Here is a 26,577-nt window from a genome sequence, read left to right on the forward strand (position 1 = left end):
CTCCCCGAACTTTGTATTATTCATATCGTACACTTTCCAGGGGATTGACCCTTTGTGCAGTCCATGCTGGCCAAAGAGCTGCCAACAGTCCAACGAGAACGGATACAGAAATGGTCTCCAACCATCTTCCCAGATCTATTATCCATGCATCAAACATGAGATAGTTAATGATTGCAGAAACAGGCAGTGCAAGAATACCGCCTGACAAACAGTAAGTAAGACTTTCAGCCAAAATGGTACAAATAATGACCCTTCTAGACGCACCAATAGCTTTTAAGGTGCCGATTTCTTTTTTCCTCTCAAAAATAGACATGACCATCACAATGGTAACAACGACAGTAGCGATGAAAATCGTGGTGTAATTGGTCATGGCGAAAAATGCGCGCATCTTTTCCAGTATTTTTTGAGCATTATCCGCCAAGTCTTCAGAAATTGAGCCCGTCAGGTCAGGGTAATTTGCATTGATTTGTTTTGCCAAGCTTTTATTAATAAAGCATCACCTTCTAACGTAGCAAAAGAAAAAGGCTTCCCACAAGTTTGATCAACTTATGAGAAGCCTCTTTTATATACCTGATGTTAGCAAATCGTAGATAAACCCTTATATATCAAGGGGTTGAGCGGTACTACATCATGCCGCCCATGCCACCCATTCCGCCCATGCCGCCCATGTCAGGCATTCCGCCGCCTGGTGCGCCAGCTGCATCGTCTTCTTCAGGCTTGTCAGCGATGACCGCTTCTGTTGTTAAGAACATAGCGGAAACGGATGCTGCGTTTTGTAGTGCGGAACGTGTCACTTTTGCAGGGTCTACAATTCCAGCTTCCATCATGTTGACCCATTCACCTGTTGCGGCATTGATACCAACGCCAACGTCTTCTTTCTTCAGGCGCTCAACGATAACGGAGCCTTCAAGACCTGCGTTTGTTGCAATTTGACGTACGGGCTCTTCTAGTGCACGACGTACGATCGCTACACCTGTGAGCTCGTCGCCAGTTGCTTCTACGTTTTGTACAGCGTTGACGACGTTCACTAGTGCCGTACCACCACCGGATACGATACCTTCTTCAACTGCCGCACGTGTAGAGTTTAATGCGTCCTCGATACGAAGCTTCTTCTCTTTTAGCTCAGTTTCAGTTGCCGCACCTACTTTAATGACAGCAACGCCACCCGCTAATTTAGCAAGACGCTCTTGTAATTTTTCTTTGTCAAAGTCTGAAGTAGATTCTTCTACTTGTGCACGGATTTGGTTCACGCGAGCTGCGATTTTGTCTGCTTCTCCAGCACCTTCAACCACAGTTGTGTTTTCTTTTGTTACGACAACTTTGCTTGCGCGTCCAAGTTGATCTATTGTTGCAGACTTCAGATCAAGGCCTAGATCTTCAGTAATCACTTGACCGCCAGTTAGAACAGCTAGATCCTCTAACATTGCTTTACGACGGTCACCGAATCCAGGTGCTTTAACCGCTACTGCGTTGAATGTTCCGCGAAGTTTATTCACCACGAGTGTTGCTAATGCTTCACCTTCAACGTCTTCTGCTACGATTAAGATTGGCTTACCTTGTTGCACCACTTGCTCTAGTACGGGCAGTACTTCTTGGATGTTTGTGATCTTCTTGTCAGTGATGAGAATGTACGGATCTTCTAATTCCGCTTCCATCTTCTCTGTGTTTGTCACCATGTATGGAGAAGCGTAACCGCGGTCGAATTGCATCCCTTCAACAACTTCTAGCTCAGTGGCGAAACCTTTGGATTCTTCAACTGTGATGACACCGTCGTTACCAACCTTCTCCATCGCTTCTGCAATGAGGTGACCTACTTCATCGTCAGCAGCAGAGATTGAGGCCACTTGCGCAATGGAGTCTTTCCCTTCGATTGGTTTAGAGATACTAGCGATTTCATCTGTCGCCGCTTTGACTGCTTTTTCAATCCCTTTACGGATAACCATTGGGTTTGCACCGGCAGCCACGTTTTTCAAACCTTCGCGAATCATCGCTTGTGCTAATACTGTCGCTGTCGTTGTTCCGTCCCCAGCAACGTCGTTTGTTTTGTTTGCTACCTCCGCTACAAGCTTTGCACCCATGTTTTCGAATGCGTCTTCTAGTTCAATTTCCTTTGCGATTGTCACACCATCATTTGTGATGAGTGGAGAACCGAATTTCTTTTCAAGTACAACATTACGTCCCTTTGGTCCTAACGTTACTTTTACAGCATTTGCAAGTGTATCTACACCACTTGTCATTGCACGACGGGCACTTTCACTGAACTTAATGTCTTTTGCCATGTTACAGTCGCCTCCTCTTATGTTCTATGTAGGGACTTCATCCCCGTATTTAATATATCGATATCGTTATTCTGAAACAGCTAAAATGTCGCTTTCGCGCATGATAAGAAGCTCTTTATCTCCAAACTTCACTTCAGTTCCTGCATACTTGGAGAAGATCACACGGTCTCCTTCTTTAACTTCTAGAGCTACGCGTTCACCATTTTCATAGCGTCCACTTCCCACAGCAACCACTTTACCTTCTTGAGGTTTTTCTTTTGCTGAGTCAGGAAGTACAATCCCGCTTGCTGTTGTTTCTTCTTTTTCCAATGCTTCAATCACAACACGATCGCCTAGTGGCTTTAACATGGAAAACACCCTCCTTGTTTCAGATATTCAACTCTTATCTCATTGTTAGCACTCGCTATAAGTGAGTGCTAACAATTAATATAATAATCACTCAAACATGATTTTGCAAGTCTTTTTACCTCTTTTTACAAAAAAAATTTTGAAACGAGAGACAAAGAAAAACACCTTACCATTCTAGGCAGGTGCTTCCAATATTATTCTTTAAAGATGTTAAATTATTTTACGCTCTGTTCACGATCAATTTGATCATTCTGCTCCGCTCGTTGTTCTCTGACTTTTCTTTTTTGTAATCTCTTATACGTCACACGAGATAGACCTACACTTAATTCGTAAAGTAGGATGAGTGGCAGTGTAACAAATAAGTGTGACAACAGCTCTGGCGGTGTGATAATCGCAGCAATGACGAACAGAACAAAGTAAGCGTATTTCCTGAATGTCACCAACAGCTTCGGTGTGATCACTTCTAATCGCGTTAAGAAAAGAATGAGAATCGGCATCTGAAATAGTAAACCGAATGGAAAGACGAGTGTAAATAAGAAGCTAAAGAATTGGTGGATGCCATACATCTCCTCCGCACCAAGTCTTATGGCAATCTCGGTCATGAACTTAAACACAAAAGGAAACAACCAAAAATAACCGAATGACATGCCTAGTAAGAATAAAGCTAAGGCACTAGGAATAAAGCTTAAAGTCACCTTACGCTCTCGGTCGGTTAGTCCCGGCTTGATAAATGACCACACTTGAAATAAGAGAAAAGGAAACGTGATCACAAAGGCCACAATCAAAGAGAATTGAAAATACACTTTGAAAGCGTCTGTGGGTGCGATCAATACGAGTGAAAGATGATGAGCAATGTCCTGTTCAATGTATTGAATGACATGCTCAGCTGTAATAAATCCAACGATCGTCGACAGGAGAAAAACAATAAACGTATACACAAGACGTTTACGTAATTCCCCAAAATGCTCCCACATCGTCATGTTGGAACGTTTAGTCATGTTGAAACCTTCTTCCCTCAGGACCATTATTTTTCTTCTTTCTTCTTATCTGCTTGCTCATCCTCATCCGCCAAGCCTTTGGTCGCATTCTTAAACTCTTTTAATGTTTTTCCGAATGCTTTGCCTAGCTCTGGTAACTTACTAGGGCCAAAAATCAATAAGGCGACTAGAATAATTAAAATTAAGCTTACTGGTCCGATTGTTCCCATTGTCTTCACTCCTCTTTTTGTAACGGATAATGCCTCAAGAAATATTCGAGTGTTTGTAATTCTACTGTTAAATCTATGTGTTGTACACGTATGTGGGACGGAACATCCAGGCGTGCTGGTGTAAAGTTTAAAATGCCTTCAATGCCAGCATGAACAAGGTTGTCTGTTGTCTTTTGGGCCACAGACACCGGCACGGCTAATATCGCTATATCACAATCGATAGGGGATGTTGAAAGTTCATGGGTATGATGGACTTCGACTCCACCTATAGTCTGCCCTATTTTTTCAGGGGTAATATCATAAGCGCGTACAATTTGAATGTTATGGTTCTTTTGAAAGTTATAATTTAATAGTGCCGTTCCTAAGTTTCCTACCCCCACTAGAATGACGGCGGTAGGACTATCTTGTGCGAGTATTTCTCTAAAGAATTGTAATAGATATTCTACACTATATCCATACCCTTTTTTACCCAAAGCACCAAAACAGGAGAAATCCCGGCGTATGGTTGCAGCATCCACTTTTACAGCCTCACTCAGTTCCGAAGAGGATACCCTTTGCTTTCCCGTCGCTTGTAAATTCTCTAAGAATCGATAATAAATGGGGAGTCGCTTGGCTGTTGCTTGTGGGATGTGTTGCTGCTTCATTCACTGTCCCCTCCGAGTTTAAAGACCTTACGCTCCCCTTGTAGGATTTGCAATGCGTTAGGAAGCTGATCAGATATTGCTTGTAAACAGTATTTTGCCGCGTCAGGTGCACCTGGCAAATTAATGATAAGCGTATTGCCCCGCGTACCGCATAACGCTCTGGTTAACATCGCCTGTCTGGAATAGGTCATGGCATGTCTTCTCATTTCTTCAGCCATCCCCGGAACAATACGATCGATCACGAGTCTTGTCGCCTCTGGTGTCACGTCTTCTGGACTTAGGCTTGTACCACCGATCGTGATCATCAGATCTGCACGATGCCGATCGACGATTTCGATCATGTTTTCTTTTAATGTTTCAATATCATCTGGTAAAATGCGGTATGAAATCACTTCTGAATCTAAATGACTTTGAATGAGCTCCTGTATCACCGGTCCACTATCATCTTCCCTTTCCCCACGTGACGCGCGATCACTTGCTGTAATCATGGCAACCTTCCACATCTTTAATGCTCCTCCTTTAGTTTTCTCTGGTAGTCTCCACTCTTTCCACCTGATTTGGACGCTAGGTATGTTGGTCCTAGTATCATCCCTTTATCTATTGCTTTACACATATCATAAATGGTCAAAGCACTAACTGAAGCAGCTGTTAGCGCTTCCATCTCTACCCCTGTTTTTCCATCCGTTTTGACGGTAACCTCTATCTTTAATGCAAAACGTTCTTCTTGTTCGTATTCAACTTGTTGTTCTCCCGCTGCCGCTATACTTTTACTTTCTTGGCCTGCACTTTGAGAGGTTAACTTCTCGCCTCGAAATGTGATATCAACGCCTGAAAGTGAAAGCGGATGACACATCGGGATAATATCTGACGTTTTTTTGGCAGCCATGACGCCAGCTATCTGTGCGACAGATAAAACATCTCCCTTGCCGATCTTACCTTCTTCTATCTTATGGTAAACTTCCGCCCCCATCTGAACTTCACTGTGGGCGACGGCCACTCTCGTTGTGACCTGTTTGTCCGATATATCGACCATCTTAGGTCTCGCTTGCTTATTGAAGTGTGTAAACGACCCCATCGGTATCCTCCTTCAATAGATCTGCTTACATTGTACATGATTTCACAATCCTTGTCTTCACCTAACAAAAGGACAAGTGATAAATTTGTGAAAATTTGTGTGCTTGAAAGCAAACCTTAGACTAAGGTACACTGAGGGTATTGACTGAGGTGAAAACCATGATTATTTTACAAGCTCATCAAATTAGCAAATCCTATGGCACAACGCCCATTTTACACAATATTAATCTAGAAGTTCGCACGGGCGAACGGATCGGTTTGGTTGGTGTGAACGGTGCGGGCAAATCAACACTTCTGAAAATTATCGTTGGAGATCTCTCTCCTGACGAAGGTGAGATTATGAAGGGGAGAGATTACACGGTTGGTTATTTGGCTCAAAATAGTGGTTTAAACTCACAAGCGTCTATATGGGACGAAATGATCAAGGTGTTTGCTCCTTTAATTAAGCAAGAACGCAAGCTCAGAGACATTGAAGCGCGATTAGCCCAACAGGAAGTCTTACAGGATGAAGACACATATGAGCCACTGCTAGCAGAGTACTCACGACTCTCGGACACCTTTAAGGACCAGGGAGGTTATCAGTATGAGGCACAGGTCAGGACCGTGCTTCATGGTTTCCGTTTCGGGGATAAAGATTACAACACTCCCATCTCTTCCCTAAGTGGTGGCCAGAAGACACGTTTAGCGTTAGCTAAGTTACTTCTCCAGTCACCAGACTTGCTTATCCTAGATGAGCCTACGAACTATTTGGATTTAGAAACCCTCGCCTGGTTGGAACAGTATCTCCTGCATTACCCAGGCGGCATATTAATCGTCTCCCATGACCGGTATTTCTTAGACGCACTTGTGAATGTCGTATACGAAATTGAACGCCATAAAGCGACTAAATATATAGGTAACTATACGGAATTCTTGGAACAAAAAGCGGCGATCTATGAACAACAGGTGAAACAATTCCGGAAGCAGCAAAAGGAAATTGCTCGCATGGAGGACTTTGTTCAGCGCAATATCGCTAGAGCTTCTACAACGAAACGCGCCCAAAGTCGTCGAAAGGCGTTAGAAAAAATGGATAGGATGGAACAGCCTGATGGCGATTTAAAACGAGCCAGTTTTTCCTTTGATATTGACCGTCAAAGTGGGAATGACGTCCTAAACGTTAAAGACGTCACCATCGGGTATGAAGGGGTCTCTCTTAGTCAGGGTATTTCCTTCCACGCCTACCGTGGAGATGCGATCGCCATCGTTGGACCGAATGGTGTGGGGAAAACGACGCTGCTCAAAACCATGATTGATTCATTACCGCCTATAGCGGGCCATATTCTAAAAGGTACCAATGTGTCCATTGCGTATTATGATCAAGAACAGCGACGTTTAAATCCTAAAAAGACGCTATTACATGAGATTTGGGACGACTACCCGCACATGCTAGAAAAAGATGTGCGTAGCTTACTCGGACAGTTTCTATTTAGTGGTGAGGATGTGGACAAGCTTGTCCAGGATTTGAGTGGCGGGGAAAAGGCGCGTCTCTCACTGGCTAAATTGATGTTACAAAAAGCTAATGTACTCGTGTTAGATGAGCCAACGAACCATCTAGACATCTATAGTAAAGAGGTCTTAGAACAGAGCTTAATCCATTATCCGGGCACCATACTGTTCGTTTCTCACGACCGTTACTTCATTAACAGAATTGCCAATAAGGTTGTGGAGCTGCATACGCAAGGTGCGACCACGTATTTGGGCGATTATGACTACTATGTTTATAAAAAGGAAGAGCAGGAACAAATTGAGGCGCTTGACGAGCAGAAACAAAAAAATAAGCCTCAAGAAGATACAACCTCTTCTGCTAAACCTGAAAACCCTACAGATGAAAATGAAGCTTCGGACAAAGCGAAGTATGAATTGAATAAACAACGCCAGCGCATAGAGCGCCAATTCGAAAGAAAACGGTCTGCGCTTGAAGAAAAAATGACAAAGGTTGAAGAAAGAATTAATGAGTTAGAACAGGAGATGTGCCTGCCTGAAGTTTACGAAGATTACGAAGCGGCACAAAAAGTACAAAATGAACTTGATGCCTTAAACGAGGAATTAAATACGTACTTTGAAGAGTGGAGTGAGTTAGAGGAAGAACGAGACGCTACATTAAGCTAGCGCTCGTTCTTTTTTATCTCATCTGACGGGGTGTCGGCCACTTTGAGTGACAGAAACGGAAACGTGCCATAGATCATGGCAGTGGCTGCCGCTACGATACCGGAATCATTAAGTATGAGAAGTAAGGCCGCGCCTAACACGATCGATCGTAAGCCATTAAACCACGGATTGTGCTTCAGATGCTGCCACTGCTCCGCTCGCCATCTAAACATCATTAACAGACAGACCGCCAAACTGGCTACAAACAGCTTACCCCATAGGGACACGCGGACTAATTTTAAGTTTAAGGTTAGTTTTCTTGTCAAAATCTCTTGTACGGGGGCTAGATCTCCATCTGCCAAAAGATGTAAAACGGCCCCAATATGGGTATGTTCCCCTCTCCAATGCAAAGCGAATATCGCGATGGTAGCCAGTAGACCAAGAGTAAATAGGAGAAGTCCCCCTTTTTTACCTACTTGAAGTTGTACCATGAGCCATAAGGAGACGATGTAGGTCACCACACTGGCTAACGTTGCCCCTGCATTGGTCCCTAATTGTGGTGAGCCCAGTGTCAAAACGATAAAAGCGTAGAAAACAGCAGCGCCACTAAAGTAGACCCACTTCAGTGACCGCCAGCGCGTATGCTTGTATAACCAGACATACAATGAAACCACAGCGATAATGGAGGCCCCTAGTAGTATCCCTGCATATTCATTCCCTATCCCGTAGTACCTTGCACCAATAATAGGATCGAAGCCTAGAAAGGAACGCTGCATCCAAGGGCTACCTCTCCAAACGTCTATCAGGATGGCCAAAGCGTTTAACCAACCGATCAAGCTAACGAAAAGAATGGGTGGACACCACTTATATAACAGGTAACTCAGTAACACGGAACATAGAAATAGAAACCAAATCCACGTTATCCCCCCTAATTGCACCACAAGAGGGGTGAGAATGAGAAAGAAAAAGGGCGATAGCAGTATAGAGCCGATCATCACAAGGATCCAGTGGTGCTTCTCTTTTTGTTTTGTGAATCCCCAATAAAGTGTAGCCAAGAACAAAAGCACTAAAATCAAAATAATGTAAGTGGTGATGATCGGTCTTCTTTCATTGTAGATCGTAAATAAATACTGGATGTCATTCTGCCATTGTGCCAACATAGCTTGACTCATCTGTGGTGTCTTATTTTCTAGAGAACTTGAGACCTCTATCACGTGACCTGGCAAGTGTGTGGGGGATTCAATATCAAAATAAGACAGGATGGTCGGCACGAGATCTAAGTTGGATACGATACCCTCTTGCCTCGTGGTCTTCGTTTCCATCAAGCCACCTGTCTGTTGATTTGTCCACATGTAGAACGGTGCAAGATCTTCTCCGTCATCATGTGCTTGCTTAGACACATTTGAAGAGAGAACCCAGATTGCAACTTCAGAACTGGAATGTGATGATGGATCGGGATGCATAACCTCCTCTATCCAACGTGCGAAATCACGCCACCATTCGGTTTTGCTACGCTCAAAGTATTCAGCGCTCATATGAGCCTTTTCGGATAACAGACGCTTAAGATCCCCGAGCTCCACGACGGTAAAAGTACGTTCATGTGATCGCCATTGGTGGTGAATGCTCTGCTTTATCTGGTCTAGATCAGTTTGTACGCCCGTTGGAAAGTCAGACGCCTTATGTAAAACGCGTTCGTCTATCATCCCCTCAGCTTCGCCATCTTTGTTCATAATAAAGGTGGCCGCCCAACGCTGCTTATGGTCTCTCACATCGCTATTCCCTAGTGCATATGTGGACACCTGATGTGCCATTAAAGTTTCCCCGAGCCAGCCAGGGTAGGTGTCTGTTTCGCTCTCCCACTCTGCATGCAGTTTAAATATGTCTGGATGGATGATTGAAGCAGTAGTCTGAATGCCTGATCTTTGGCGATATAACGCATGGGCTTCGATATCCTTTACTTCTTCTTCACGGTTATATCCACGCCATCCACTCACCGTTCGCTGATGTTGACCTGTGGATAAACTGATTAAATGGTGGTCACTATTGATACCACTCGCCGTGCGCATCGTCATGGCACCCCAATGTAAGTTTTGACTGATGTCCGTGGGGAGGGCGCTAGTCATATCTTTTACATCTTGAAAAGAAAAGTCGGGAACTAAAACGAGGACGAGGTGTTCAGAATGATTTTGCCTAGTCGACTCATTTTGTATGTGGGCATAGGCTGGCAGACTAACATGACAAATGAGAATGATACACATCATGAGCACAAGTCCTATACGAACGCAACGGCACCTAAATTGACTTACCCACATTATTCACAACCTCCCCATTATTACACTCGCTTATATAAACAAATTGTTCACACTTCTATACACATGATTAGTGTCTCGTAAGTAGATAAATCTCATACTTTCAGATTTATATCCCCAAAAAGCAAAAAACCTGTGGATAATTAATCCACAGGTTGTGAGTATATTGTTAGTAAGTATGTGTATATTCAGATTTTTTGACCGAGTTTAGGCTTCAGTATGGGTTATCAATAAGAAAGTAGGTCTAAACCTGGGTGTGCATTAAGGTCCATTGCGTCTCTCACACCCTGTTGATAGGCAATATATCCCGCACTTGCAATCATGGCCGCATTATCAGTACATAACTCTAACGGAGGGATCAAGAGTGACACGCCAGCCTCTTCTGCTGCCATGGTTATCCTCTGACGCAGTCCTTTATTGGCTGCAACCCCGCCAGCCACGAGCAATTGTTCCACATTATAGGCTTTCGCGGCACGTATCGTTTTTGTGACCAGTACATCCACAACACTGGCTTGAAAGCTTGCGGCCACATCTTCTTTGCGAACCTCCTCTCCCCTTTGCTTCGCATTATGAAGATAGTTTATCACCGAGGATTTAAGCCCACTAAAGCTGAAATCATAAGAGTCGGGTTCCAACCATGAACGCGGGAAGTCAATATGATCGTTCCCGGATGCTGCTAACCGATCAATTTGGGGCCCTCCGGGATAAGGCAGATCTAATGCCCGCGCCACTTTATCATAAGCTTCTCCGGCGGCGTCGTCACGTGTTTCTCCTAATAACTCATATTGACCATGTTGGTTCATTAGTATCAGTTCTGTATGCCCGCCAGACACCACAAGAGTGAGATTAGGAAACACAAACTCATCGATTAAGCGATTGGCGTAAATGTGCCCTGCGATATGATGCACGCCCACTAAGGGAATATCATGAGCAAAGGATAACGTCTTCGCTGCAGCGACACCGATAAGAAGTGCGCCAACCAGCCCGGGGCCTTTGGTTACGGCAATGGCGTCAATGTCTTCGATTGACACGCCTGCCTCCCGCAGTGCTTGTTCAATGACGATGGTGACACTCTCAACGTGATGTCTAGAAGCGACTTCCGGTACTACACCGCCAAACCGCTCGTGTATATCCATCTGTGAAGCAACAACATTGGCGAGTGTCTTCTTTCCATCCTGCACAACGGCAACGGACGTCTCATCGCAACTGGTTTCAATCCCTAACATAAGTACAGATTCGGTCTCAGCCGACGTGTGCATATGCTGTTGCTCTATTTTGTACTGATCTGAATGTCCTGCTTCATGACTAAGCTGTTTCATTTAAATTCACCCACATTATAATGGCATCCTCATTATTATCTGTATAATAACCTTGGCGAATGCCATGTTTTTTAAATCCTAATTTGTGATAAAGTGCTTGTGCAATGAGATTCGACGCTCGAACCTCTAGCGTCATCTTATTAGCCCCGTAATATCGAGATATATTCATCATTTCCTGCATTAAAGTGTGTCCTATTTTTCTACCATGATAGTCCGGGTGAACAGCCACATTGGTGATGTGCGCCTCATCTATAATCACCCACGTCCCACAATAACCGACAACACGTTGATCGACCATCGCTACGATATAGTGAGCAAAATGGTTATTTAACAACTCATTATAGAATGCTTGAGGCGTCCATGGCGTTGTGAAAGCGGCGTGTTCCACATTCATCACTTGATGAACATCCTCAATGACCATCCTACGTATTTGTACCTCTCCCACAGGCATTTATTGTCCCTCGTTTCCAGATAAACGATCCCGTTCTTGTTTTTCTTTCCACTTGGCCTCCGCTTCAGACAGCTGAAGGTAGGTTGGTGCGAAAGCATGAATATCTTCTCCGATCAACTCCCTACCCTGTTGCTTAAACCCGAGGTAGGCAAGCTGGCTCCCCCGTGGGGTATGATCCACTTCACGTGCCACATACGCTTGCTCTCCAAGTACGGTCGTGATCAATTCTCTGTGCTGTATTGCGCCTTGCCCCACAAATAATAGCGTACGATTATAGGCGTCCCTCAGTTCGTGTAGGAAGGTTTCAAGATGCACATGTTCATCGTTCATAACCGTTGTAACGTGCGTCTTATCTTGATTTGTTTCATACACGCCCGCATAAACATTCCCTCTTCTAGCATCAAACAATGGCACGATCAACCCATCGTGACCCGTACAGTTCTGAGCAACCACTTGGAGACTGGATATCCCTATTATAGGCAACTGTAAAGTCCAAGCGAGGACTTTGGCAGTGGTTACGCCTATTCTGACACCAGTATATGAACCAGGTCCTTGTGCGACCACTATTTTATCTAACGCCTGTGGTTTGGTATCGAGGTCGTTCAAAAGCGCCTCAACGGCTGGCATCAAACGTAAGGAATGGTTCTTTGGTAAATGCGTATTCGTCTCCCCCACTATGGCGCCATCTTGGAGTACGGCGAGACCAAGTGGCCAGTTTGATGTGTCTATCGCTAACAGTTTCATACTTTCACCCATTCTTCAGCAATGTTATGATAACGGTCTCCATAAGGCGTCACTTGTAATACACGACTGTCTTCCCCTGACTTTTTTATTTCAATGTGCAGTCGCTCCGCTGGGAGTTGGGCCGCAATTTTCTGGGGCCATTCGATCACGACGATACCATTGCCACTGTGAATATACTCCTCGAGTCCGAATTCTTCTAACTCATCCTCAATGCGATACATATCCATATGGTATAAGTCATAAGTTTCGCCTTGATACTCTTTGACTAAGGTAAAAGTGGGGCTGTTCACATGTCTTTTGACTCCAAGACCCTTTCCGATCCCTTGTGTCAATGTGGTTTTACCAGCGCCTAGATCACCTGACAATGTTATGACATCTCCACCTTGAAGTAATGCTGTCAAAGCTAGCGCTAATTGTTCTGTTTGCTGGGCGGAATGGCTCTCCAGTTGATACATGTTTTCTGTCATAAATGTTTCATCCTTATCTCAGCTATTTTATCTGATCTATATTTACTCAGTGGAGAAATGATTGTACCCTGATTTATTAAGCTTTCTTTTGTGTTGTCCGTCTATGAGCCACACGTCACCTTGCCCTTCCTGTACATGGCCAATCGAAAATATAGATAAGTCATGGGCACGAAATTGTGCTTCTAGAGTAGACCAAGCCGACGGTGGAACGGTCCCAACGAGAACAAAATCCTCCCCACCGTTAAGCGCAAAGTCGTAAGGGTCCTTTCCCACTTCCTGTGCATAGGTGATAAGCTCTGAATCGAGTGGCATGTCTTGCTTGTTAAGCACTATATCGACTTGAGCACTCTGCTGGGCAATTTCATGTGTCTCACTGGCAATCCCATCACTCACGTCATTAAGGGATAGTCTCACTTCCTGCGATAATTGAGCCAGAAGACGTCCCTGTTCCACATGAGGTTGAGGTTGTTGGTGCGCTTGTAACAATCCCAGATAGGACGCATGATCTTTTTTCTCTGGGTGGCGTAATAATAGATCTAACCCTGCAGCCGAATTACCTACAGAGCCTGTGAGAAAGACGAGGTCACCAGGGCGAGCATTAGAACGAAGCAAAGAGACGTCTTCTTCCACTTCACCTATAGCGGTAATACTAATGACGAGCTGATGCGGATTTGATGTCGTATCTCCTCCGAGCAAGCCAATACGGTATTCGTCTGCTAGCGTACGCATCCCTCGATAAATGTCCCTCATCTCTTCCATCGTCCATGTCTGAGGTACCGTCACGGCAATGACAAAATAGGTCGGTATGCCTCCCATCGCAGCGATATCACTTATATTAGCAGCTAATGCCTTATGTCCTATCTGTTGTGGTGACATGGTGTGACGGGCAAAATGAATATCCTCAACCATCGTGTCCACACACACAATTTGTCCTTTTCCATTTGTCGGGCGATATACTGCAGCATCGTCACCTAGAGGGACTAACACGTCACCATACGTTTGAAAGGGGGCGCTCATATCTGCTATAAAGGTAAACTCATCCTGAATGTGCTCATCCTTTTCTTTTGTGTGTCCTTTTTCATCCTTGTCTGTGGACATGTGTATCCCCCCGATGATGCAAGAATGTCATGGCATCATATCTTCATTTCACTTTTTCACTTTATAAAATGTTATGTTTCCTCACTATTATATCTTTGCCTGTTTATCGCTTCAACTTTCTGCGAGATAAGCTCCTCAGTCAGTCTACTTCTCGGGTCTTCCCTTTTTTCATTTATAGCATAATCATGTACAATAATAGTGAAGAGTAGAAAAAATGCTTAAAGGGAGGGTTCGTTATGGATATCAAAGTCACGGATATGGCGATGGATGAACTTCAAAGCCTGACTTTAGAGGCAGGTCAGGGCGTACGTATTGATGCTGAAATGACAGGTGGCTGAAGTTCTACAGTGGATATACAACTGGCTCTGGATGAGACCAGAAAAAACGATACCATTTTAAAAGTTGAACACATTCCTTTCTATATAGATCGTTTCACCCAACGTTATGTTGACCAGGAAGTCGTCCTAGACTTCGATCCTGTCTCTGGATTTAAGTTAAGCAATGATGCTGAGATATTATCACACGGCTTGACGATCTACCAAGAAAAATAATAAGCGCTTACGGCCGCTCTTACTCAGGCCTTCCTTTATATTAAAAACTAAGGGAAAGAAGGCCTTCATAAAGGCGGGAGATAAACCCTCCAGCACATCCCTCATGGTGGTGCATAATGTGATTGCTATTTCATATGTAGGGTCAGGAGATCACGCTCCCAACATATATTGTAGAGCCAAAAATAATAGGTCCACGAAAACACGTGACTCGTCAATCTTTATTTTCACTGTGATATATAAAAAACGCCCTCATCTACAGGGCGTTTTTTTACGTTTATTTAACATTTTTTCTTTTCTTATTTATTGGATTGTCCTATTAACTTCAACTCAAAATCATATATGTATGGAGCGGGTGATGGGAATCGAACCCACGACATCAGCTTGGAAGGCTGAGGTTTTACCACTAAACTACACCCGCACAATTTCATCATCGATGCCTGCTGTAGACCTCTCTTTAGATCATGTTCAAGAAATGAGCTCACAAGACCTTTAGTTTATCTAATACTCTATATTATACATATATAAGACCTATATTGCAAGCTCGTCCTAGAAATATGGTCAAAATAAAAAAACCCTTAGGGTTTATTATATGGTGCGGTCGAGAGGATTTGAACCTCCACGCCCGTACGGGCACTACCCCCTCAAGGTAGCGTGTCTGCCGTTCCACCACGACCGCACAAATATGATTTTTTAACATCCTATTTCAAATGGTCATCAAATGTGCTTCCTTTTTTCGGAATTCATAATGTTTACCCACAAATGGATGTTTAAGGACTAAATAAAACAAAAATGGCTGGGCTAGCTGGATTCGAACCAGCGCATGACGGAGTCAAAGTCCGTTGCCTTACCACTTGGCTATAGCCCAACGATATATGTTTAAAAAAATGGCGGAGTTGACGGGATTCCAAAGTACATGGATGTACAAGATTCGGCGTTACATCAGGACGATGTGCTCCTAGCCGAACTTCCTATCGGGTTCGAAACCCGGAAGTACTAATATGAAATGGCGGAGCTGACGGGATTCGAACCCGCGATCTCCTGCGTGACAGGCAGGCATGTTAGGCCTCTACACCACAGCTCCTTAATGATGGTGGAGGGTGACGGGATCGAACCGCCGACCCCCTGCTTGTAAGGCAGGTGCTCTCCCAGCTGAGCTAACCCTCCGAAAAATGGTGACCCGTAGGGGATTCCGACGCTTTAGCTAGTCCCGATCCTTACAGTTAAAACAACTGTGTGACGGGGGAACCCTTGGGTGAGAATCACCTTGTTTGTTTTAAAAAATGGTGACCCGTAGGGGATTCGAACCCCTGTTACCGCCGTGAAAGGGCGGTGTCTTAACCACTTGACCAACGGGCCTTAATGTCATTTATAACTCGTCCTACATGTGTATTTAAAAATGGCGGAGAAAGAGGGATTCGAACCCTCGCGCGCCTCACGACGCCTACTCCCTTAGCAGGGGAGCCCCTTCGGCCTCTTGGGTATTTCTCCATATGGCTCCGCAGGTAGGACTCGAACCTACGACCGATCGGTTAACAGCCGATTGCTCTACCACTGAGCTACTGCGGAATGGCGAGACATTTGTTATCTTACAACGAATCATTCAAAAAATCAAGTCCTTTTTTTATAAAAGTTTACGTTGATTTTTGGGTGATTGTTTTTGTCTCTCCGTGATGCACAGCTCTCAACAGCGACTTTTATAATGTATCATATGATGGCAAGCTCGTCAACACTTTTACTTAATTTTTTTTTAACCGTGTGTTATATGAGCACATACGATATAACAGACAACGAGTGATGTTCGTCTACATGCCCTTTATACGTTGGTCAGCAGGCTCTTTTTTGGTCTACTCACAACATTATCTCTCTTCAAATATAGTTAGCACGTCCAAGCATCGCATGAACGTTATTGATACGGATTGGAGGGATTATGACATGCCCTTTTGGCTCCAACGCCAATTAAGGAGAGCTTTTTACAGAAGAGATGTGAGACAAATCCAGATACTGAATGACTGTTGGTATACTTATCACCAAACTCATATCCAATCAAAGCAGGATGAAACGTTACAGCACCCCTAGGTATGTCTCTTCATACTACCATTACCCCATTATGATTATTTTATACAATAGTCCCCCTCCAGGAGAGGGGGACTATTCATTGGCGATCATCTATACGCTGCTTATTTCGTCTGGTGGTAGCATGGACAGGCCTACTCTCCCACGCTGTTGATCTACTTGTGTCACCCATACCGTTACAATATCTCCAACTGAGACAACATCCATCGGATGGGATACGTAGCGTTTACTCATTTTCGAAATATGAACGAGTCCGTCATTCTTGAGTCCTATGTCGACAAAAGCGCCAAAGTCAACGACGTTTCTAACGGTTCCTTCAAGCTGCATCCCTTCCTTAAGATGTTCAAGTTGTAAAACATCCGTTTGTAGGAGGGGTTTCGTCAGTTGATCCCGTGGGTCTCTCCTTGGCTTTTGTAAAGCCTGTACAATATCTGTCAGTGTGGGCAGACCAAGATTAAGTTTATTAGCCCATTCTTGTAGATTGACGCTATCGAGTGCTTCTATAAGAGCTTCTGAGCCGACTTGGTCTTTCTTAAACCCGAGTTCCTTAAGAAACATGTCAGCTTCCTGATAGGATTCTGTATGGATGGGCGTTTGGTCGAGGGGATCCTCACCATCAAATACCCTTAGAAACCCGACTGCTTGTTCAAACGTTTTTGCCCCTAGCCTTGGGACCTTCAGTAATTGTTTACGACTTTTAAATAGTCCTTCTTTTTCCCGGTATTTGACCACTTGGTTGGCAACGGATTTGTTTAAGCCAGAAACGTACTGCAATAGTGAAGCTGACGCGGTGTTCACGTCTACCCCGACTTGGTTTACGGCGGATTCAACAACGAATGTCAGACTCTCACTTAAGCGAGATTGCGATACGTCGTGTTGATATTGACCAACACCAATGGACTTGGGATCAATTTTAACGAGTTCGGCTAAAGGGTCCTGTAATCGGCGTGCAATGGAGATGGCACTTCGCTCGGCAACGTCTAAGTCAGGAAATTCTTCCTTGGCTAAAGCAGAAGCTGAATAAACACTAGCGCCTGCCTCATTGATGATGATAAAGGACAACTGACGCTCTCCTGTGTAAGCCTTAATCGTTTCGGCTACAAATTGCTCCGTTTCCCGGGAAGCGGTCCCGTTCCCTATGGCGATGATGTCGATCGGATATTGCTCAAGTAAACCAAGTACTTCTTTTCTTGCCTTTTCAACCTCGTTACGCGGAGGGGTAGGATATATGACCCCTATATCTAACATTTTCCCTGTTGGGTCAACAATCGCCCACTTACAACCTGTACGGTAGGCGGGATCAATGCCTAAGACGTATCGACCACGAACAGGGGGCTGCAGGAGTAAAGACTTGACGTTTTTAGCAAAGATCTCAATTGCCTGTTCTTCCGCTTTCTCGGTTAATTCTTTTCTCACTTCCCGCTCAATAGACGGTGCAATGAGACGCTTATAACTGTCTAAAACAGCGTCTTTGACATAAGAAACTGAAGGGCTTGCCTGCTTGTCCTTCACCCAATCTTGAGCCAATCGATGAGTAATATCTTCAGTTGGCGCTTGGATAGCCACACGTAGGATGTCCTCTTTTTCCCCTCGGTTCATCGCTAGGATACGATGAGGCGGTACTTTGTGGAGAGGTTCTTGGTAATCATAATACATCTCATAAACGTTTTTGCCGTCTTCCTCTTCGTTCTTCTGCTTGGTGACAAGCTGCGCTCTTTGAAACGTGAGGTGTCTAATCCATTTACGAGATTCAGGCTGGTCTGAGACCATTTCCGCTATGATATCTTTGGCCCCTTGTAAAGCCTCGTCCTCTGATTCAATGCCATGTTCATCGGATAAGAAATCAGCGGCTTTTGTTTGTGGGTCCTCAGTATGTCCCTCAAGTAGCCAGTGCGCAAGGGGTTCTAATCCCTTTTCTTTGGCAATAGTCGCTTTTGTCCGGCGTTTTTGTTTGTAAGGTCGATAGTAATCTTCAACTTCTTGAAGTTTTTTGGCGTGTAGAATCTGGTCCTTGAGATTTTCTGTTAGCTTCCCCTGCTCATCAATGAGTCTTAACACTTCTTCTTTTCTCTGTGCTAAGCCCCTAAGGTATTGCATTCTTTCCTCTATAGCACGGATTTGCTCTTCATCTAAGCTCCCGGTTAACTCTTTGCGGTAACGGGCGATAAACGGGACCGTATTGCCCTCGTCAAGCAAGTTCACTGTTGCTTTTATGTTTTCGGGGTTTAACTGTAATTCTTGTTGTATTTGACGTCGCATTTGACGTTCAACTTCTGCTTGTTCTATGTAGCTTCCAGTATCACTCAATGGTTCTTCCCCCTTTTTGTATATTCTTACCTCTTATACAATGTAGCATGACATACGTCAAGTGCTTTCTAGCAAATAAAAAGCCTGCCACGACATGTGGAGGCTGTTGTGAACGTCTTTATTATATGTGCTTCGGTATAGGCGGCTTTATGTTTTAAAAAATGCTCTGTTTTGACTGCTCATGTACCAAGAACGGAGCGTTAAAAGTACTTACCGCTGATTAGAGTCAAGTCATCTTTATATTCCGTTTCAACAGGCGGGAGTATACGTTGGACCATTTTTTCCGGGTCTTGCTCTTCGGCGTAACGTTTTATGGCCTCACGTTCGATAGATATACCATCGGAGTACATGAGAAACATGGATTGGCGGAAAAATGGGAAGCTCATTTCTCTCATACGATACCTTCTACCACTAAGATAACCGGGCACAGATATAGCGCCCTTGAACGTCTGGTCAGGGTACAAGAGCAAACACTGTATATTACCAACCCCAGCAAAGGTGATCAATCCGCTTTTAAAGTCTAGCTTCAACGCACCGATAACGGCACCTCTAGTCGTTTGTAGATTCTGATTACAGTGAAAAACGATATGTTTTAATGATTGATGGTGATGCTCTCTAAAGGTATGCACGGCTTGTTCAGAAGCCTTTTTCGCCTCTGCACCACTCCCTAGACCGTCCGCTACCCCCGTAAAGAAGTATTCATCCGTTTCTATGGTGTAGTAGGAGTCTCCGCATACAAGTTCTCCATGTTTGGACTGCTGGCAAGTGATAATCTTCGTTTTGGAGTAAGATTTTGTTTCAATCACTTCATCAACTCCGATGGTTCTTCATCAATGGACGCTCTGATTTTTTGTAACGCTCGTCGTTGTAGTCTTGAGACATGCATTTGTGAGATCTGCATTCTCTCTCCTGTCTCCTGTTGACTCAATCCTTGGAAATAGGTCAGATAGAGAATGGTTTTCTCCCGTTCGTTAAGGACGTCAAAAAGTTTCTCGATTAACAAGGCCTTCTGAACCTTGTCATAACCATCGTCCTGTTCCCCCACGAGGTCAAGAAGCGTCATTGTGCCCCCTTCTTGATCGGCTTCCATCGTGCTGTCAACAGAAAGGGCTTGGTAGTTTTGACTCATTTCCATCGTTTCAAGAACCTCTTCGACGGAAAGCTCTAAGTACTTCGCTATTTCTTCAGCTTTTGGTGAACGCTGAAGTTGCCCCGTCAACTCCTCGATCGCCTGCTTCACTTTGGGGCCATGTTCTTTGATCCTGCGGGGAACATGAACACTCCAGGTTTTATCTCGTAAGTAGCGCTTTATTTCCCCTACAATTGTAGGAACGGCAAAGCTCTCAAAACTCCGCTCATAGGAGGGATCAAATCGAGAAAATGCTGCTAATAACCCAATCATTCCAACCTGGTACAGATCTTCATATAGGTCTTGGCTTTTGGCAAATTTTCTAGCTAATGATTTCACCATATTCTCGTAGTGCAACACAAGGGTTGTTTTGATATCTTCTTTCGGATCTTCTTGGTAGGCTTTTATCCATTCTATGATCTCTTTTTTATTGTGAAGGGGTTGTTTTGAATGATGACTCACCACTCTCCACCTCATCCCTCCGCTTATATTTGGTCATTGAGATTGCAATGCCATCTTCGCTTTGAATATGAACCTCATCCATTAGCGTTTCGATTAAGAAAAGTCCTAAACCACCTTCATGTAAGCTTTCAATGTTTGTATGGCTTTCAATGGGCTTTAATCTGTAACGAATACGATCTATTTCAAAGCTTTCTCCATGGTCGATGACCATCACTTCTAAACGATCGTCATAACTTGTGCACGTGATAATCATCTGCCCTTCGTCTTCCTTGTAGGCGTGTAACGTAGCATTGGTACAAGCCTCAGCCACGGCCAACTTAATATCCTCTACTTCATCAATCGTAAACCCGAGCCTTGAGGCCACTCCGGACAGAAATAAGCGTACAACTCCTACGTACTCCGGCTTGGCCGGTACTTTAAGCTCTACAAAATCCTGATGAGTCATGACGTTTTCCCCGCCTCCTCATTTTTTATCTCTACTATTTCGGCAAGGCCCGTAATGTCCAACAGACGTCGGATACGCTCGTTAACATTTTGAAAGGTCAGCTGACTTGAAGTTGATTTTGCTAGCTTTAATGCCCCGATAATGATGCCCAAACCCGTACTGTCCATATAATTGACATCTTTTAAATCAAGTAGGACTTGTTGACCCGTTTCTTCTAGTAGAGGATATAGGTTCTCTCTCAGTTTTGGCGCCGTGTAGACATCGACTTCTCCTGTTAAAAATAAAACTGACACTCCCTCTGATTGTGCGTTACGAATACTAAGATTCATAGCCACCCCTCCAATTATCTATACCATTCCATTCCCGAAAAAAAGAGTGTTTAAACCACTCTCCTTAAGAGGACCATTGTTTGGTCGTCATGTAATTCAAAATCTGATCGAGAAAGAAGTTCCTGATGGACAGTGTCTACTATTTCTTGTGCACTTAAATCTTTATTGGCATAAAATAGGTCACGGATTTCATTGCGCTCAATGAATTCCCCTTGGTTCCTGACCTCCGTGAGCCCGTCTGAGAAAAGAATCACCATATCTCCTGGATCAACCTCAACCGTGAAATTGCGATACTTAGCATCAGTTGTGAGACCTAATACGGGTCCTTTGACAGAAAGGTCCTCAAACGTGTCATGTTTCGCGTTGTAGAATAAACCTGGTTCATGTCCTGCTGTGGCGTAAGAAAATGTATGATGGGTCAGCGAATATTGACCATAAATCATCGTGATAAACATACTGGGGTCGATGTTACGCTCAACGACCCGGTTAATGCGGGCCATGACGGAACGCGGCTCCAGCGTTTGTTCAATTAAACTCTCAAGTGCGTATTTTATTAGCGACATACACAGGGCAGCCGGTATGCCTTTACCGATAATATCCGCGATAGCCACACCAATGGAATCCTCAGCGTTCTTATGTAAATGATAGTAATCTCCGCTGATCTTTTTTGCTGCCACACTCTTAACGCCCAATTCCATTCCCTCAGGTGCTTCCGGTGTTGGAGGGAGCAGTGTTTGTTGCATATCCGCTGCCACCTGCAGCTCAGATTGAAGCTGGATTTGCTTCTCTCTTAAGCTTTGATGTTCGCGGTACTGTAAGCCGTATCCAATCATGACCTCTAATAAAAAGTCAAAAGATCTCATCACCTCGGGCTGGAGTTGGGGCATTTGATTTTTCATCGCTTCAATATGAAAACCTAGGATATCTTCCGGTGATATCCCTTGGTCGATCAAGTTTTTACTCAGTTGTTGTCCTTCGTACAATGTCGTTTCCGAAGACTGGTACAGATACTGCTGTAGTAATTGTTCGTATTGTGTTGGCAGCCCTTCGTTCATCCTCTAGCCCCACCCTTCTATCACTCAACGCAACCATTTAATGCCTGTGATCTGTGTCCCGCTACCGGATTGCGATTGTATATGAAATGAATCCATCAGGCGTTTGACACCTGGCAAACCTGCACCTAAACCACCGGAGGTCGTATAGCCATCCTCCATTGCTTGTTGGACATCTGAAATGCCTGGACCTCTGTCCTGTGACTCTATCTGAATACCCATTTGTCCTTCTTCTTCTAAATATGAGATGCATATGGTACCCGTATGGGCGTAGAGAAAAATATTCCTTGCTAACTCTGAAATAGCCGTCGCGATTCGGGCTTGTTCTACTTCACTAAATCCTATATCTTTGGCCATTTCTCTTCCAGTTTGTCTTGCTGCTACAATATCAAGCTCTGAATCAACTTGAACACAGGATCGGATGTTCACCTGTTTATCCCTCCAATTCCTGCTTCAACTTCGATAACCCTTGCTCTAAGTTTAGTGCTGTCAGAACACCATCCATGGTAATACCTAGGTCAATCAATGTTATAGCGACAGCTGGGCGTATACCTGTAAGAACAACTTTGGCTCCCATAAGATCAGCCATTTGGATCACATCTCCCAAAACCTTAGCAATAAAACTATCGATTAAAGTGACAGAGGTTAGGTCAATGACAACGCCGCTTGCTTCCGTCTCTTTTATTCGACTAAGTAGGTCCTCCTGGAATTGAAGAGCGGTCTGGTCATCTAGTTCTATTTGTATAGAAGCGAGCAGATATCTCTCCAGCTTCAGGATTGGGATACGTGTTGTCATGCTGTACCACCCACTTCTGCTGCGACGATCTTTCTTCCTGTCTTCTCAAGTGCCAATTCAATCCCTTTCTGTAACGTACTCGTTGTTTCGAACTGTCCAAGCTCAATACCTAGATTGACAATCGTTTGAGCAATTTCAGGTCGAATGCCCACGAGAATGGTTTGTCCGCCAACAAGTCTGACGGCATCAGAGGATTGTATAAGGTGATGCGCGACCATGGTATCCACGATCGGTACGCCTGTAATATCGATGAGCACAACCTGTGACTCCCATTTAATAACACCCTGTAACAGGTTTTCCATGATCAGTTTAGCTCTATCTGTGTCGATCGTTCCTACCAATGGCATCACACTAATACCGCTAAAGACCGGAATAAGGGGGGCGGTAAGCTCTTTTAACGCTAACCGTTGGAGCTCATCGGATTTTTGCCATGACCCTGTATATTCGGACACCACCTCATCAACGAGAAAATCGGCCCAAGGTTGGACTTCATGGTAGAGGTCAAGTTCATTGCCCTTGCCTTCATAAACTTTCTCAAATTCGCTTGTCAGCACTTTTTTAAATAACTGTAATCCTTTTGTTACGTATTGGAGCGGCCATCCTAGTTTGATTTGTTCTTTTGCAAATTTTTGAATTTGCTCCGTTCTATTATGTTCCGACCAAGTAATACTCTGTATCATCACATCGACGAACTTACGATTGGTGGCATCATATAGGTCATTGGATAAATGCTGTAATCTTTGCTCCTCACGGTAAACTTTGATTTCTTTCAACCACCGCTCTATTAATACGTCCTTATGTTCCTGTATGAACTGTACAATACTTTCTTTCATGCTTCCTTACTCCTCCTTAACCGCCATGATTATCTTCTCTATTCTTTTTTCTCTTAAAATCTTGTCTAAGTGCTTTTTTTGCTAGTTTAACATTTTTTATGAATTTTTGTACCGTTTCAGTCTCGTTAGACATCGGGCCATATCGTTGGCGTTCATAGATGTCTACTATTGATGAAAAGAGTTGGGCATCTTCATTTGTTGTGTCTGGGTTGTACTTTTTCGCCCAATCACGGGCTGTCCAGTGAAGAGGAATTTGGCCTCCTTTTTTCAACGTGTATAGCCATAGGCTCTGAAAATGTCGTCTTATATTGTCATCAGCCCTCCTTAATGTCTTTCGTTTCTGCATTACATTTTGTGAATTAACCTTCTGTGCCCATTTATATTTTTTTCCCTCAATGGCATCGGTTGGGGAATGAGGTGCGATGACCCCATGTTGTACTAAGCGGTATAGATACATGACCAAGACAGCTATAATGAGTCCTAAGAACGCGACAGATACTATGCCGATGACAGTGAAAAAGACACTCTCCAATCCAGACCCGTCCGACGCCGTTTGTTTCTCGTTCCAGCGCTCGAGATCAAATGTCACGTTGTATTCCTCCGCTTCGGGTGCTTCAGTTTCTTTGATCGGCAAATGGGACATCCATTCAAACAGATAAGGCATGTTCATCACAAGCTGGTAAAGGAGTCTCGGTATTTGTATGAGCATTTGCCGTAAAGGATCAAAGAGTAAGAAAAGTAGCCCAGTCCCAATGACACCAGCTATTACAACGTAGACAAGTACCCCCTGCCGTTTGCACCACTCCCACACGGTACCCCCGGTTTCTTCTATTGTATGAATAAAATTGATATACAGAAGGCCTAGTACCAACAACAGAAGCTGAGGCACAATAACACTATACATCCAAGTGTGCTGCTGACCCTCAAAATGGTGACTCGCGAGGATGAGACCTACAACTAAAAAGAAGGTGAAAAAACTAAATCTCTTGGTCAGCTGATCTCCTTTAAGCGGAAGCTGTATGATCGTCATGAGACGCCATAACGGGTAAATGAGCCAAAACACAACATGGAGGAGATGGTACCCCCATAGAAAAAGCCCGAGTAAGATGACTACGAGCGCAGCGTATGGCCACAACCTAGGTAGGTTCATCACGGCCATGACAACACATAAGACAAAAACCAACCAGGACATATCGTGCCATCCCCATACCGCTATACTGTCGCTACTGTACATGCGATAGATGGCGAGTAGCATCAATGCGGTGAGCATCTCCTGGCCATAGTATAAGAAAGAAGTCGTGATTCGCTTAAGCATAGTGACGCCCCCTGTGTCCTAACGCTAGCGTTTTTCCCCAGATTCCTAGCGTTAAGTTTTCATGGGCGGTATCAATGATGAACACTGTGATGCCGTCTCGTTGCATTTTATGTTGGAGTTGCTTTATATCATCCGTGATATAAGGGGTGACCAAGACAAATATTTTTCCTTGCCCACGAGTGGTTTGGTGAGCATAGTAAACGCATTCCTCGTAAGGCATGGATGCGTAAACACCTACTCTCGCTAAGGCCTCTAAGGTACGAATGTAATGATCTCTTCCCGTTCCACGCTCTATGTGGAAGAATGGTTTATAGCCTGCTGATCTGATATTAATTAAGACTTGATAAGGTATGTTTTGTGTTGTCGCATATTGCGCTAATGAGCCTATCGCCGAGATAGCACGCTCGACCAGCGTTTCGTCAATGCCTCTCCAGCTCTCTTGAAATGCACGAACGTTGCCAATGATGACACATTCTGTATGTGCCGTTTTATCTCTCAATTTGGTATGGAGGTGCGGTTTTCGAGCCGTCGCTTTCCAGTCTATCTTGTTAAATGGATCTCCTGGTTCGTACAAACGGGCGCCTACCGTATAAGATGGGTCTTCATAAATAGACGCCTGGACAGCACGATCTCCCATGGGACTAAGTGCGATATTCTTCAACCCCTGAATGGGTTGGAGTTGAGGGTATATGAGCAGTTCGTGACGCTTATCTGGGGAGAATCCCTTCGTGACAACCCCCGTTTCAAATGGATCGGCTAGTGTGAGCTTTCCCTCTAATACCTGAATAACCCCTCGTTTTAACGCTTCTCCCTCCCATGTATACTCAGTCCCCTCATGCGCACTAAGGGAAAGTGGCACCTCATAGGTATGAAAGATTTCCCCCTCCCTCGTCATTGGCCCTTTTAAATGTAAATGCTTACGCAATTGAAAGGACCATATCAGCCGAGACAGCCCTATCTTACCTTTGTGATTAATGGTCATCGTCACGCGTGATTTTTCACCTGGAAACAATCTTTTATCTTGCCATTTCACATCTACTTCTATATGCTTCAAGCCGTTCTTCAGATACATATGACTGAAAAGGTTTAATAAAAATATAAAAAAAGAAAGGTACAGGAGCGGGCCAACATTAAATAACACGGCTATCATGAGGAAAATAATAGCCATGAACCTGAGTACCCTCAGTTTAGGATCTTTCTTTACATTCATACTACGAG

28 protein-coding genes and 8 tRNA genes are annotated in these 26,577 nt (G+C 44.2%); 3 read left to right on the forward strand and 33 right to left on the reverse strand.

What is annotated here, in order from left to right; genetic code table 11:
• Positions 1 to 16: 16 nt before the first annotated feature.
• The 8 genes from JKM87_RS12915 to moaC form a co-directional block, all read right to left on the reverse strand.
• Complete coding sequence (locus JKM87_RS12915; protein ID WP_202080792.1) at positions 17 to 478, reverse strand: ABC transporter permease; 462 nt, start codon at positions 476 to 478, stop codon at positions 17 to 19.
• Positions 479 to 623: 145 nt separating this feature from the next.
• Positions 624 to 2,279: a chaperonin GroEL gene (gene groL / locus JKM87_RS12920; RefSeq protein WP_202080793.1), complete on the reverse strand. Its 1,656-nt coding sequence runs from the start codon at positions 2,277 to 2,279 to the stop codon at positions 624 to 626.
• A 66-nt stretch (positions 2,280 to 2,345) separates the two neighbouring features.
• Positions 2,346 to 2,627 carry a co-chaperone GroES gene (groES, locus tag JKM87_RS12925; protein WP_202080794.1) on the reverse strand — a complete coding sequence of 94 codons (282 nt, stop codon included), beginning with the start codon at positions 2,625 to 2,627 and terminating at the stop codon, positions 2,346 to 2,348.
• A 215-nt stretch (positions 2,628 to 2,842) separates the two neighbouring features.
• Positions 2,843 to 3,625 (reverse strand): twin-arginine translocase subunit TatC, encoded by a 783-nt coding sequence (gene tatC, locus JKM87_RS12930; RefSeq protein ID WP_202080795.1) that lies wholly within the window; start codon positions 3,623 to 3,625, stop codon positions 2,843 to 2,845.
• Between the two features lie 26 nt (positions 3,626 to 3,651).
• Positions 3,652 to 3,834, reverse strand: a complete 183-nt coding sequence (gene tatA / locus JKM87_RS12935) for a twin-arginine translocase TatA/TatE family subunit (protein ID WP_202080796.1) — start codon at positions 3,832 to 3,834, stop codon at positions 3,652 to 3,654.
• Positions 3,835 to 3,839: 5 nt separating this feature from the next.
• Complete coding sequence (locus JKM87_RS12940; protein ID WP_202080797.1) at positions 3,840 to 4,478, reverse strand: redox-sensing transcriptional repressor Rex; 639 nt, start codon at positions 4,476 to 4,478, stop codon at positions 3,840 to 3,842.
• Positions 4,475 to 4,981, reverse strand: a complete 507-nt coding sequence (locus JKM87_RS12945; protein ID WP_202080798.1) for a MogA/MoaB family molybdenum cofactor biosynthesis protein — start codon at positions 4,979 to 4,981, stop codon at positions 4,475 to 4,477. Before JKM87_RS12945 ends, JKM87_RS12940 begins: the two co-directional genes overlap by 4 nt.
• A 2-nt stretch (positions 4,982 to 4,983) precedes the next feature.
• Entirely contained in the window at positions 4,984 to 5,553 is a 570-nt protein-coding gene (moaC, locus tag JKM87_RS12950) for a cyclic pyranopterin monophosphate synthase MoaC (RefSeq protein WP_202080799.1), read from the reverse strand.
• 158 nt (positions 5,554 to 5,711) lie between these two features.
• Here moaC and JKM87_RS12955 point away from each other — a divergent pair, with 158 nt between their 5' ends.
• Positions 5,712 to 7,700, forward strand: coding sequence for an ABC-F family ATP-binding cassette domain-containing protein (locus JKM87_RS12955; RefSeq protein WP_202080800.1), 1,989 nt, complete (start codon positions 5,712 to 5,714; stop codon positions 7,698 to 7,700).
• On the opposite strand, the gene JKM87_RS12960 is transcribed toward JKM87_RS12955, so the two are convergent.
• From JKM87_RS12960 to thiL, 6 genes are all read right to left on the reverse strand, one after another.
• Complete coding sequence (locus tag JKM87_RS12960; protein WP_202080801.1) at positions 7,697 to 9,991, reverse strand: hypothetical protein; 2,295 nt, start codon at positions 9,989 to 9,991, stop codon at positions 7,697 to 7,699. The genes JKM87_RS12955 and JKM87_RS12960 overlap by 4 nt on opposite strands.
• A 224-nt stretch (positions 9,992 to 10,215) precedes the next feature.
• Entirely contained in the window at positions 10,216 to 11,214 is a 999-nt protein-coding gene (gene tsaD / locus JKM87_RS12965) for a tRNA (adenosine(37)-N6)-threonylcarbamoyltransferase complex transferase subunit TsaD (RefSeq protein WP_419761862.1), read from the reverse strand.
• A gap of 79 nt (positions 11,215 to 11,293) precedes the next feature.
• Positions 11,294 to 11,758: a ribosomal protein S18-alanine N-acetyltransferase gene (rimI, locus tag JKM87_RS12970; protein ID WP_202080802.1), complete on the reverse strand. Its 465-nt coding sequence runs from the start codon at positions 11,756 to 11,758 to the stop codon at positions 11,294 to 11,296.
• Positions 11,759 to 12,502 carry a tRNA (adenosine(37)-N6)-threonylcarbamoyltransferase complex dimerization subunit type 1 TsaB gene (gene tsaB, locus JKM87_RS12975; protein WP_202080846.1) on the reverse strand — a complete coding sequence of 248 codons (744 nt, stop codon included), beginning with the start codon at positions 12,500 to 12,502 and terminating at the stop codon, positions 11,759 to 11,761.
• Positions 12,499 to 12,969, reverse strand: a complete 471-nt coding sequence (tsaE, locus tag JKM87_RS12980) for a tRNA (adenosine(37)-N6)-threonylcarbamoyltransferase complex ATPase subunit type 1 TsaE (RefSeq protein WP_236838819.1) — start codon at positions 12,967 to 12,969, stop codon at positions 12,499 to 12,501. Before tsaE ends, tsaB begins: the two co-directional genes overlap by 4 nt.
• A 42-nt stretch (positions 12,970 to 13,011) precedes the next feature.
• Positions 13,012 to 14,067: a thiamine-phosphate kinase gene (gene thiL, locus JKM87_RS12985; protein ID WP_202080803.1), complete on the reverse strand. Its 1,056-nt coding sequence runs from the start codon at positions 14,065 to 14,067 to the stop codon at positions 13,012 to 13,014.
• 347 nt (positions 14,068 to 14,414) lie between these two features.
• On the opposite strand from thiL, the gene JKM87_RS12990 reads away from it, so the two are divergent.
• Positions 14,415 to 14,618 (forward strand): iron-sulfur cluster biosynthesis family protein, encoded by a 204-nt coding sequence (locus JKM87_RS12990; RefSeq protein ID WP_202080804.1) that lies wholly within the window; start codon positions 14,415 to 14,417, stop codon positions 14,616 to 14,618.
• A 344-nt stretch (positions 14,619 to 14,962) separates the two neighbouring features.
• On the opposite strand, the gene JKM87_RS12995 is transcribed toward JKM87_RS12990, so the two are convergent.
• The 8 genes from JKM87_RS12995 to JKM87_RS13030 all read right to left on the reverse strand — a co-directional run bounded on the left by JKM87_RS12995 (position 14,963) and on the right by JKM87_RS13030 (position 16,184).
• Positions 14,963 to 15,036 (reverse strand) — tRNA-Gly (locus tag JKM87_RS12995).
• Between the two features lie 172 nt (positions 15,037 to 15,208).
• Positions 15,209 to 15,294 (reverse strand) — tRNA-Leu (locus JKM87_RS13000).
• Positions 15,295 to 15,408: 114 nt separating this feature from the next.
• A tRNA-Gln gene (locus JKM87_RS13005) sits at positions 15,409 to 15,483 on the reverse strand.
• 139 nt (positions 15,484 to 15,622) lie between these two features.
• Positions 15,623 to 15,699, reverse strand: a tRNA-Asp gene (locus JKM87_RS13010).
• 7 nt (positions 15,700 to 15,706) lie between these two features.
• Positions 15,707 to 15,782 (reverse strand) — tRNA-Val (locus JKM87_RS13015).
• Between the two features lie 117 nt (positions 15,783 to 15,899).
• Positions 15,900 to 15,974, reverse strand: a tRNA-Glu gene (locus JKM87_RS13020).
• Between the two features lie 41 nt (positions 15,975 to 16,015).
• Positions 16,016 to 16,106, reverse strand: a tRNA-Ser gene (locus tag JKM87_RS13025).
• Positions 16,107 to 16,109: 3 nt separating this feature from the next.
• A tRNA-Asn gene (locus tag JKM87_RS13030) sits at positions 16,110 to 16,184 on the reverse strand.
• A 366-nt stretch (positions 16,185 to 16,550) separates the two neighbouring features.
• Here JKM87_RS13030 and cmpA point away from each other — a divergent pair.
• Positions 16,551 to 16,694, forward strand: coding sequence for a cortex morphogenetic protein CmpA (gene cmpA, locus JKM87_RS13035; protein ID WP_202080805.1), 144 nt, complete (start codon positions 16,551 to 16,553; stop codon positions 16,692 to 16,694).
• Positions 16,695 to 16,784: 90 nt separating this feature from the next.
• Here cmpA and JKM87_RS13040 read toward each other — a convergent pair whose 3' ends face one another.
• The 11 genes from JKM87_RS13040 to JKM87_RS13090 all read right to left on the reverse strand — a co-directional run bounded on the left by JKM87_RS13040 (position 16,785) and on the right by JKM87_RS13090 (position 26,569).
• Positions 16,785 to 18,950 (reverse strand): Tex family protein, encoded by a 2,166-nt coding sequence (locus JKM87_RS13040; protein ID WP_202080848.1) that lies wholly within the window; start codon positions 18,948 to 18,950, stop codon positions 16,785 to 16,787.
• 248 nt (positions 18,951 to 19,198) lie between these two features.
• Complete coding sequence (locus JKM87_RS13045) at positions 19,199 to 19,804, reverse strand: SpoIIE family protein phosphatase (RefSeq protein ID WP_202080806.1); 606 nt, start codon at positions 19,802 to 19,804, stop codon at positions 19,199 to 19,201.
• A complete protein-coding gene (gene sigB, locus JKM87_RS13050; protein WP_336885178.1) occupies positions 19,801 to 20,589 on the reverse strand; it encodes an RNA polymerase sigma factor SigB in 789 nt (262 codons plus the stop codon). The genes JKM87_RS13045 and sigB overlap by 4 nt, the downstream gene beginning before the upstream one ends.
• Positions 20,555 to 21,034 carry an anti-sigma B factor RsbW gene (rsbW, locus tag JKM87_RS13055; RefSeq protein ID WP_202080808.1) on the reverse strand — a complete coding sequence of 160 codons (480 nt, stop codon included), beginning with the start codon at positions 21,032 to 21,034 and terminating at the stop codon, positions 20,555 to 20,557. Before rsbW ends, sigB begins: the two co-directional genes overlap by 35 nt.
• Complete coding sequence (locus JKM87_RS13060; protein ID WP_202080809.1) at positions 21,031 to 21,363, reverse strand: STAS domain-containing protein; 333 nt, start codon at positions 21,361 to 21,363, stop codon at positions 21,031 to 21,033. Before JKM87_RS13060 ends, rsbW begins: the two co-directional genes overlap by 4 nt.
• Before the next feature lie 50 nt (positions 21,364 to 21,413).
• A complete protein-coding gene (locus tag JKM87_RS13065; RefSeq protein WP_202080810.1) occupies positions 21,414 to 22,418 on the reverse strand; it encodes a PP2C family protein-serine/threonine phosphatase in 1,005 nt (334 codons plus the stop codon).
• Positions 22,419 to 22,442: 24 nt separating this feature from the next.
• Entirely contained in the window at positions 22,443 to 22,844 is a 402-nt protein-coding gene (locus JKM87_RS13070; protein WP_202080811.1) for an ATP-binding protein, read from the reverse strand.
• A gap of 4 nt (positions 22,845 to 22,848) precedes the next feature.
• Positions 22,849 to 23,211: an STAS domain-containing protein gene (locus JKM87_RS13075; RefSeq protein ID WP_202080812.1), complete on the reverse strand. Its 363-nt coding sequence runs from the start codon at positions 23,209 to 23,211 to the stop codon at positions 22,849 to 22,851.
• Complete coding sequence (locus JKM87_RS13080) at positions 23,208 to 24,044, reverse strand: STAS domain-containing protein (protein WP_202080813.1); 837 nt, start codon at positions 24,042 to 24,044, stop codon at positions 23,208 to 23,210. The genes JKM87_RS13075 and JKM87_RS13080 overlap by 4 nt, the downstream gene beginning before the upstream one ends.
• 16 nt (positions 24,045 to 24,060) lie before the next feature.
• The gene (locus JKM87_RS13085) at positions 24,061 to 25,359 is read right to left on the reverse strand and encodes a hypothetical protein (protein WP_202080814.1); all 1,299 of its coding nucleotides are present in this window, start codon (positions 25,357 to 25,359) and stop codon (positions 24,061 to 24,063) included.
• Positions 25,352 to 26,569 carry a DUF58 domain-containing protein gene (locus JKM87_RS13090; RefSeq protein ID WP_202080815.1) on the reverse strand — a complete coding sequence of 406 codons (1,218 nt, stop codon included), beginning with the start codon at positions 26,567 to 26,569 and terminating at the stop codon, positions 25,352 to 25,354. Before JKM87_RS13090 ends, JKM87_RS13085 begins: the two co-directional genes overlap by 8 nt.
• Between the last annotated feature and the right edge of the window lie 8 nt (positions 26,570 to 26,577).

This window comes from Caldalkalibacillus salinus (assembly GCF_016745835.1).
Classification (GTDB): domain Bacteria; phylum Bacillota; class Bacilli; order Caldalkalibacillales; family JCM-10596; genus Caldalkalibacillus_A; species Caldalkalibacillus_A salinus.

What these genes read in the sequence shown, in the direction of transcription:
- groL (WP_202080793.1), bottom strand. Translation starts at nt 2,279, where the DNA reads ATGGCAAAAGACATTAAGTTCAGTGAAAGTGCCCGTCGTGCAATGACA.
- groES (WP_202080794.1), bottom strand. Translation starts at nt 2,627, where the DNA reads ATGTTAAAGCCACTAGGCGATCGTGTTGTGATTGAAGCATTGGAAAAA.
- tatC (WP_202080795.1), bottom strand. Translation starts at nt 3,625, where the DNA reads ATGACTAAACGTTCCAACATGACGATGTGGGAGCATTTTGGGGAATTA.
- tatA (WP_202080796.1), bottom strand. Translation starts at nt 3,834, where the DNA reads ATGGGAACAATCGGACCAGTAAGCTTAATTTTAATTATTCTAGTCGCC.
- JKM87_RS12940 (WP_202080797.1), bottom strand. Translation starts at nt 4,478, where the DNA reads ATGAAGCAGCAACACATCCCACAAGCAACAGCCAAGCGACTCCCCATT.
- JKM87_RS12945 (WP_202080798.1), bottom strand. Translation starts at nt 4,981, where the DNA reads ATGTGGAAGGTTGCCATGATTACAGCAAGTGATCGCGCGTCACGTGGG.
- moaC (WP_202080799.1), bottom strand. Translation starts at nt 5,553, where the DNA reads ATGGGGTCGTTTACACACTTCAATAAGCAAGCGAGACCTAAGATGGTC.
- JKM87_RS12955 (WP_202080800.1), top strand. Translation starts at nt 5,712, where the DNA reads ATGATTATTTTACAAGCTCATCAAATTAGCAAATCCTATGGCACAACG.
- JKM87_RS12960 (WP_202080801.1), bottom strand. Translation starts at nt 9,991, where the DNA reads ATGTGGGTAAGTCAATTTAGGTGCCGTTGCGTTCGTATAGGACTTGTG.
- tsaD (WP_419761862.1), bottom strand. Translation starts at nt 11,214, where the DNA reads ATGTTAGGGATTGAAACCAGTTGCGATGAGACGTCCGTTGCCGTTGTG.
- rimI (WP_202080802.1), bottom strand. Translation starts at nt 11,758, where the DNA reads ATGCCTGTGGGAGAGGTACAAATACGTAGGATGGTCATTGAGGATGTT.
- tsaB (WP_202080846.1), bottom strand. Translation starts at nt 12,502, where the DNA reads ATGAAACTGTTAGCGATAGACACATCAAACTGGCCACTTGGTCTCGCC.
- tsaE (WP_236838819.1), bottom strand. Translation starts at nt 12,969, where the DNA reads ATGACAGAAAACATGTATCAACTGGAGAGCCATTCCGCCCAGCAAACA.
- thiL (WP_202080803.1), bottom strand. Translation starts at nt 14,067, where the DNA reads ATGTCCACAGACAAGGATGAAAAAGGACACACAAAAGAAAAGGATGAG.
- cmpA (WP_202080805.1), top strand. Translation starts at nt 16,551, where the DNA reads ATGCCCTTTTGGCTCCAACGCCAATTAAGGAGAGCTTTTTACAGAAGA.
- JKM87_RS13040 (WP_202080848.1), bottom strand. Translation starts at nt 18,950, where the DNA reads ATGCGACGTCAAATACAACAAGAATTACAGTTAAACCCCGAAAACATA.
- rsbW (WP_202080808.1), bottom strand. Translation starts at nt 21,034, where the DNA reads ATGACTCATCAGGATTTTGTAGAGCTTAAAGTACCGGCCAAGCCGGAG.
- JKM87_RS13060 (WP_202080809.1), bottom strand. Translation starts at nt 21,363, where the DNA reads ATGAATCTTAGTATTCGTAACGCACAATCAGAGGGAGTGTCAGTTTTA.
- JKM87_RS13065 (WP_202080810.1), bottom strand. Translation starts at nt 22,418, where the DNA reads ATGAACGAAGGGCTGCCAACACAATACGAACAATTACTACAGCAGTAT.
- JKM87_RS13075 (WP_202080812.1), bottom strand. Translation starts at nt 23,211, where the DNA reads ATGACAACACGTATCCCAATCCTGAAGCTGGAGAGATATCTGCTCGCT.
- JKM87_RS13080 (WP_202080813.1), bottom strand. Translation starts at nt 24,044, where the DNA reads ATGAAAGAAAGTATTGTACAGTTCATACAGGAACATAAGGACGTATTA.
- JKM87_RS13085 (WP_202080814.1), bottom strand. Translation starts at nt 25,359, where the DNA reads ATGCTTAAGCGAATCACGACTTCTTTCTTATACTATGGCCAGGAGATG.
- JKM87_RS13090 (WP_202080815.1), bottom strand. Translation starts at nt 26,569, where the DNA reads ATGAATGTAAAGAAAGATCCTAAACTGAGGGTACTCAGGTTCATGGCT.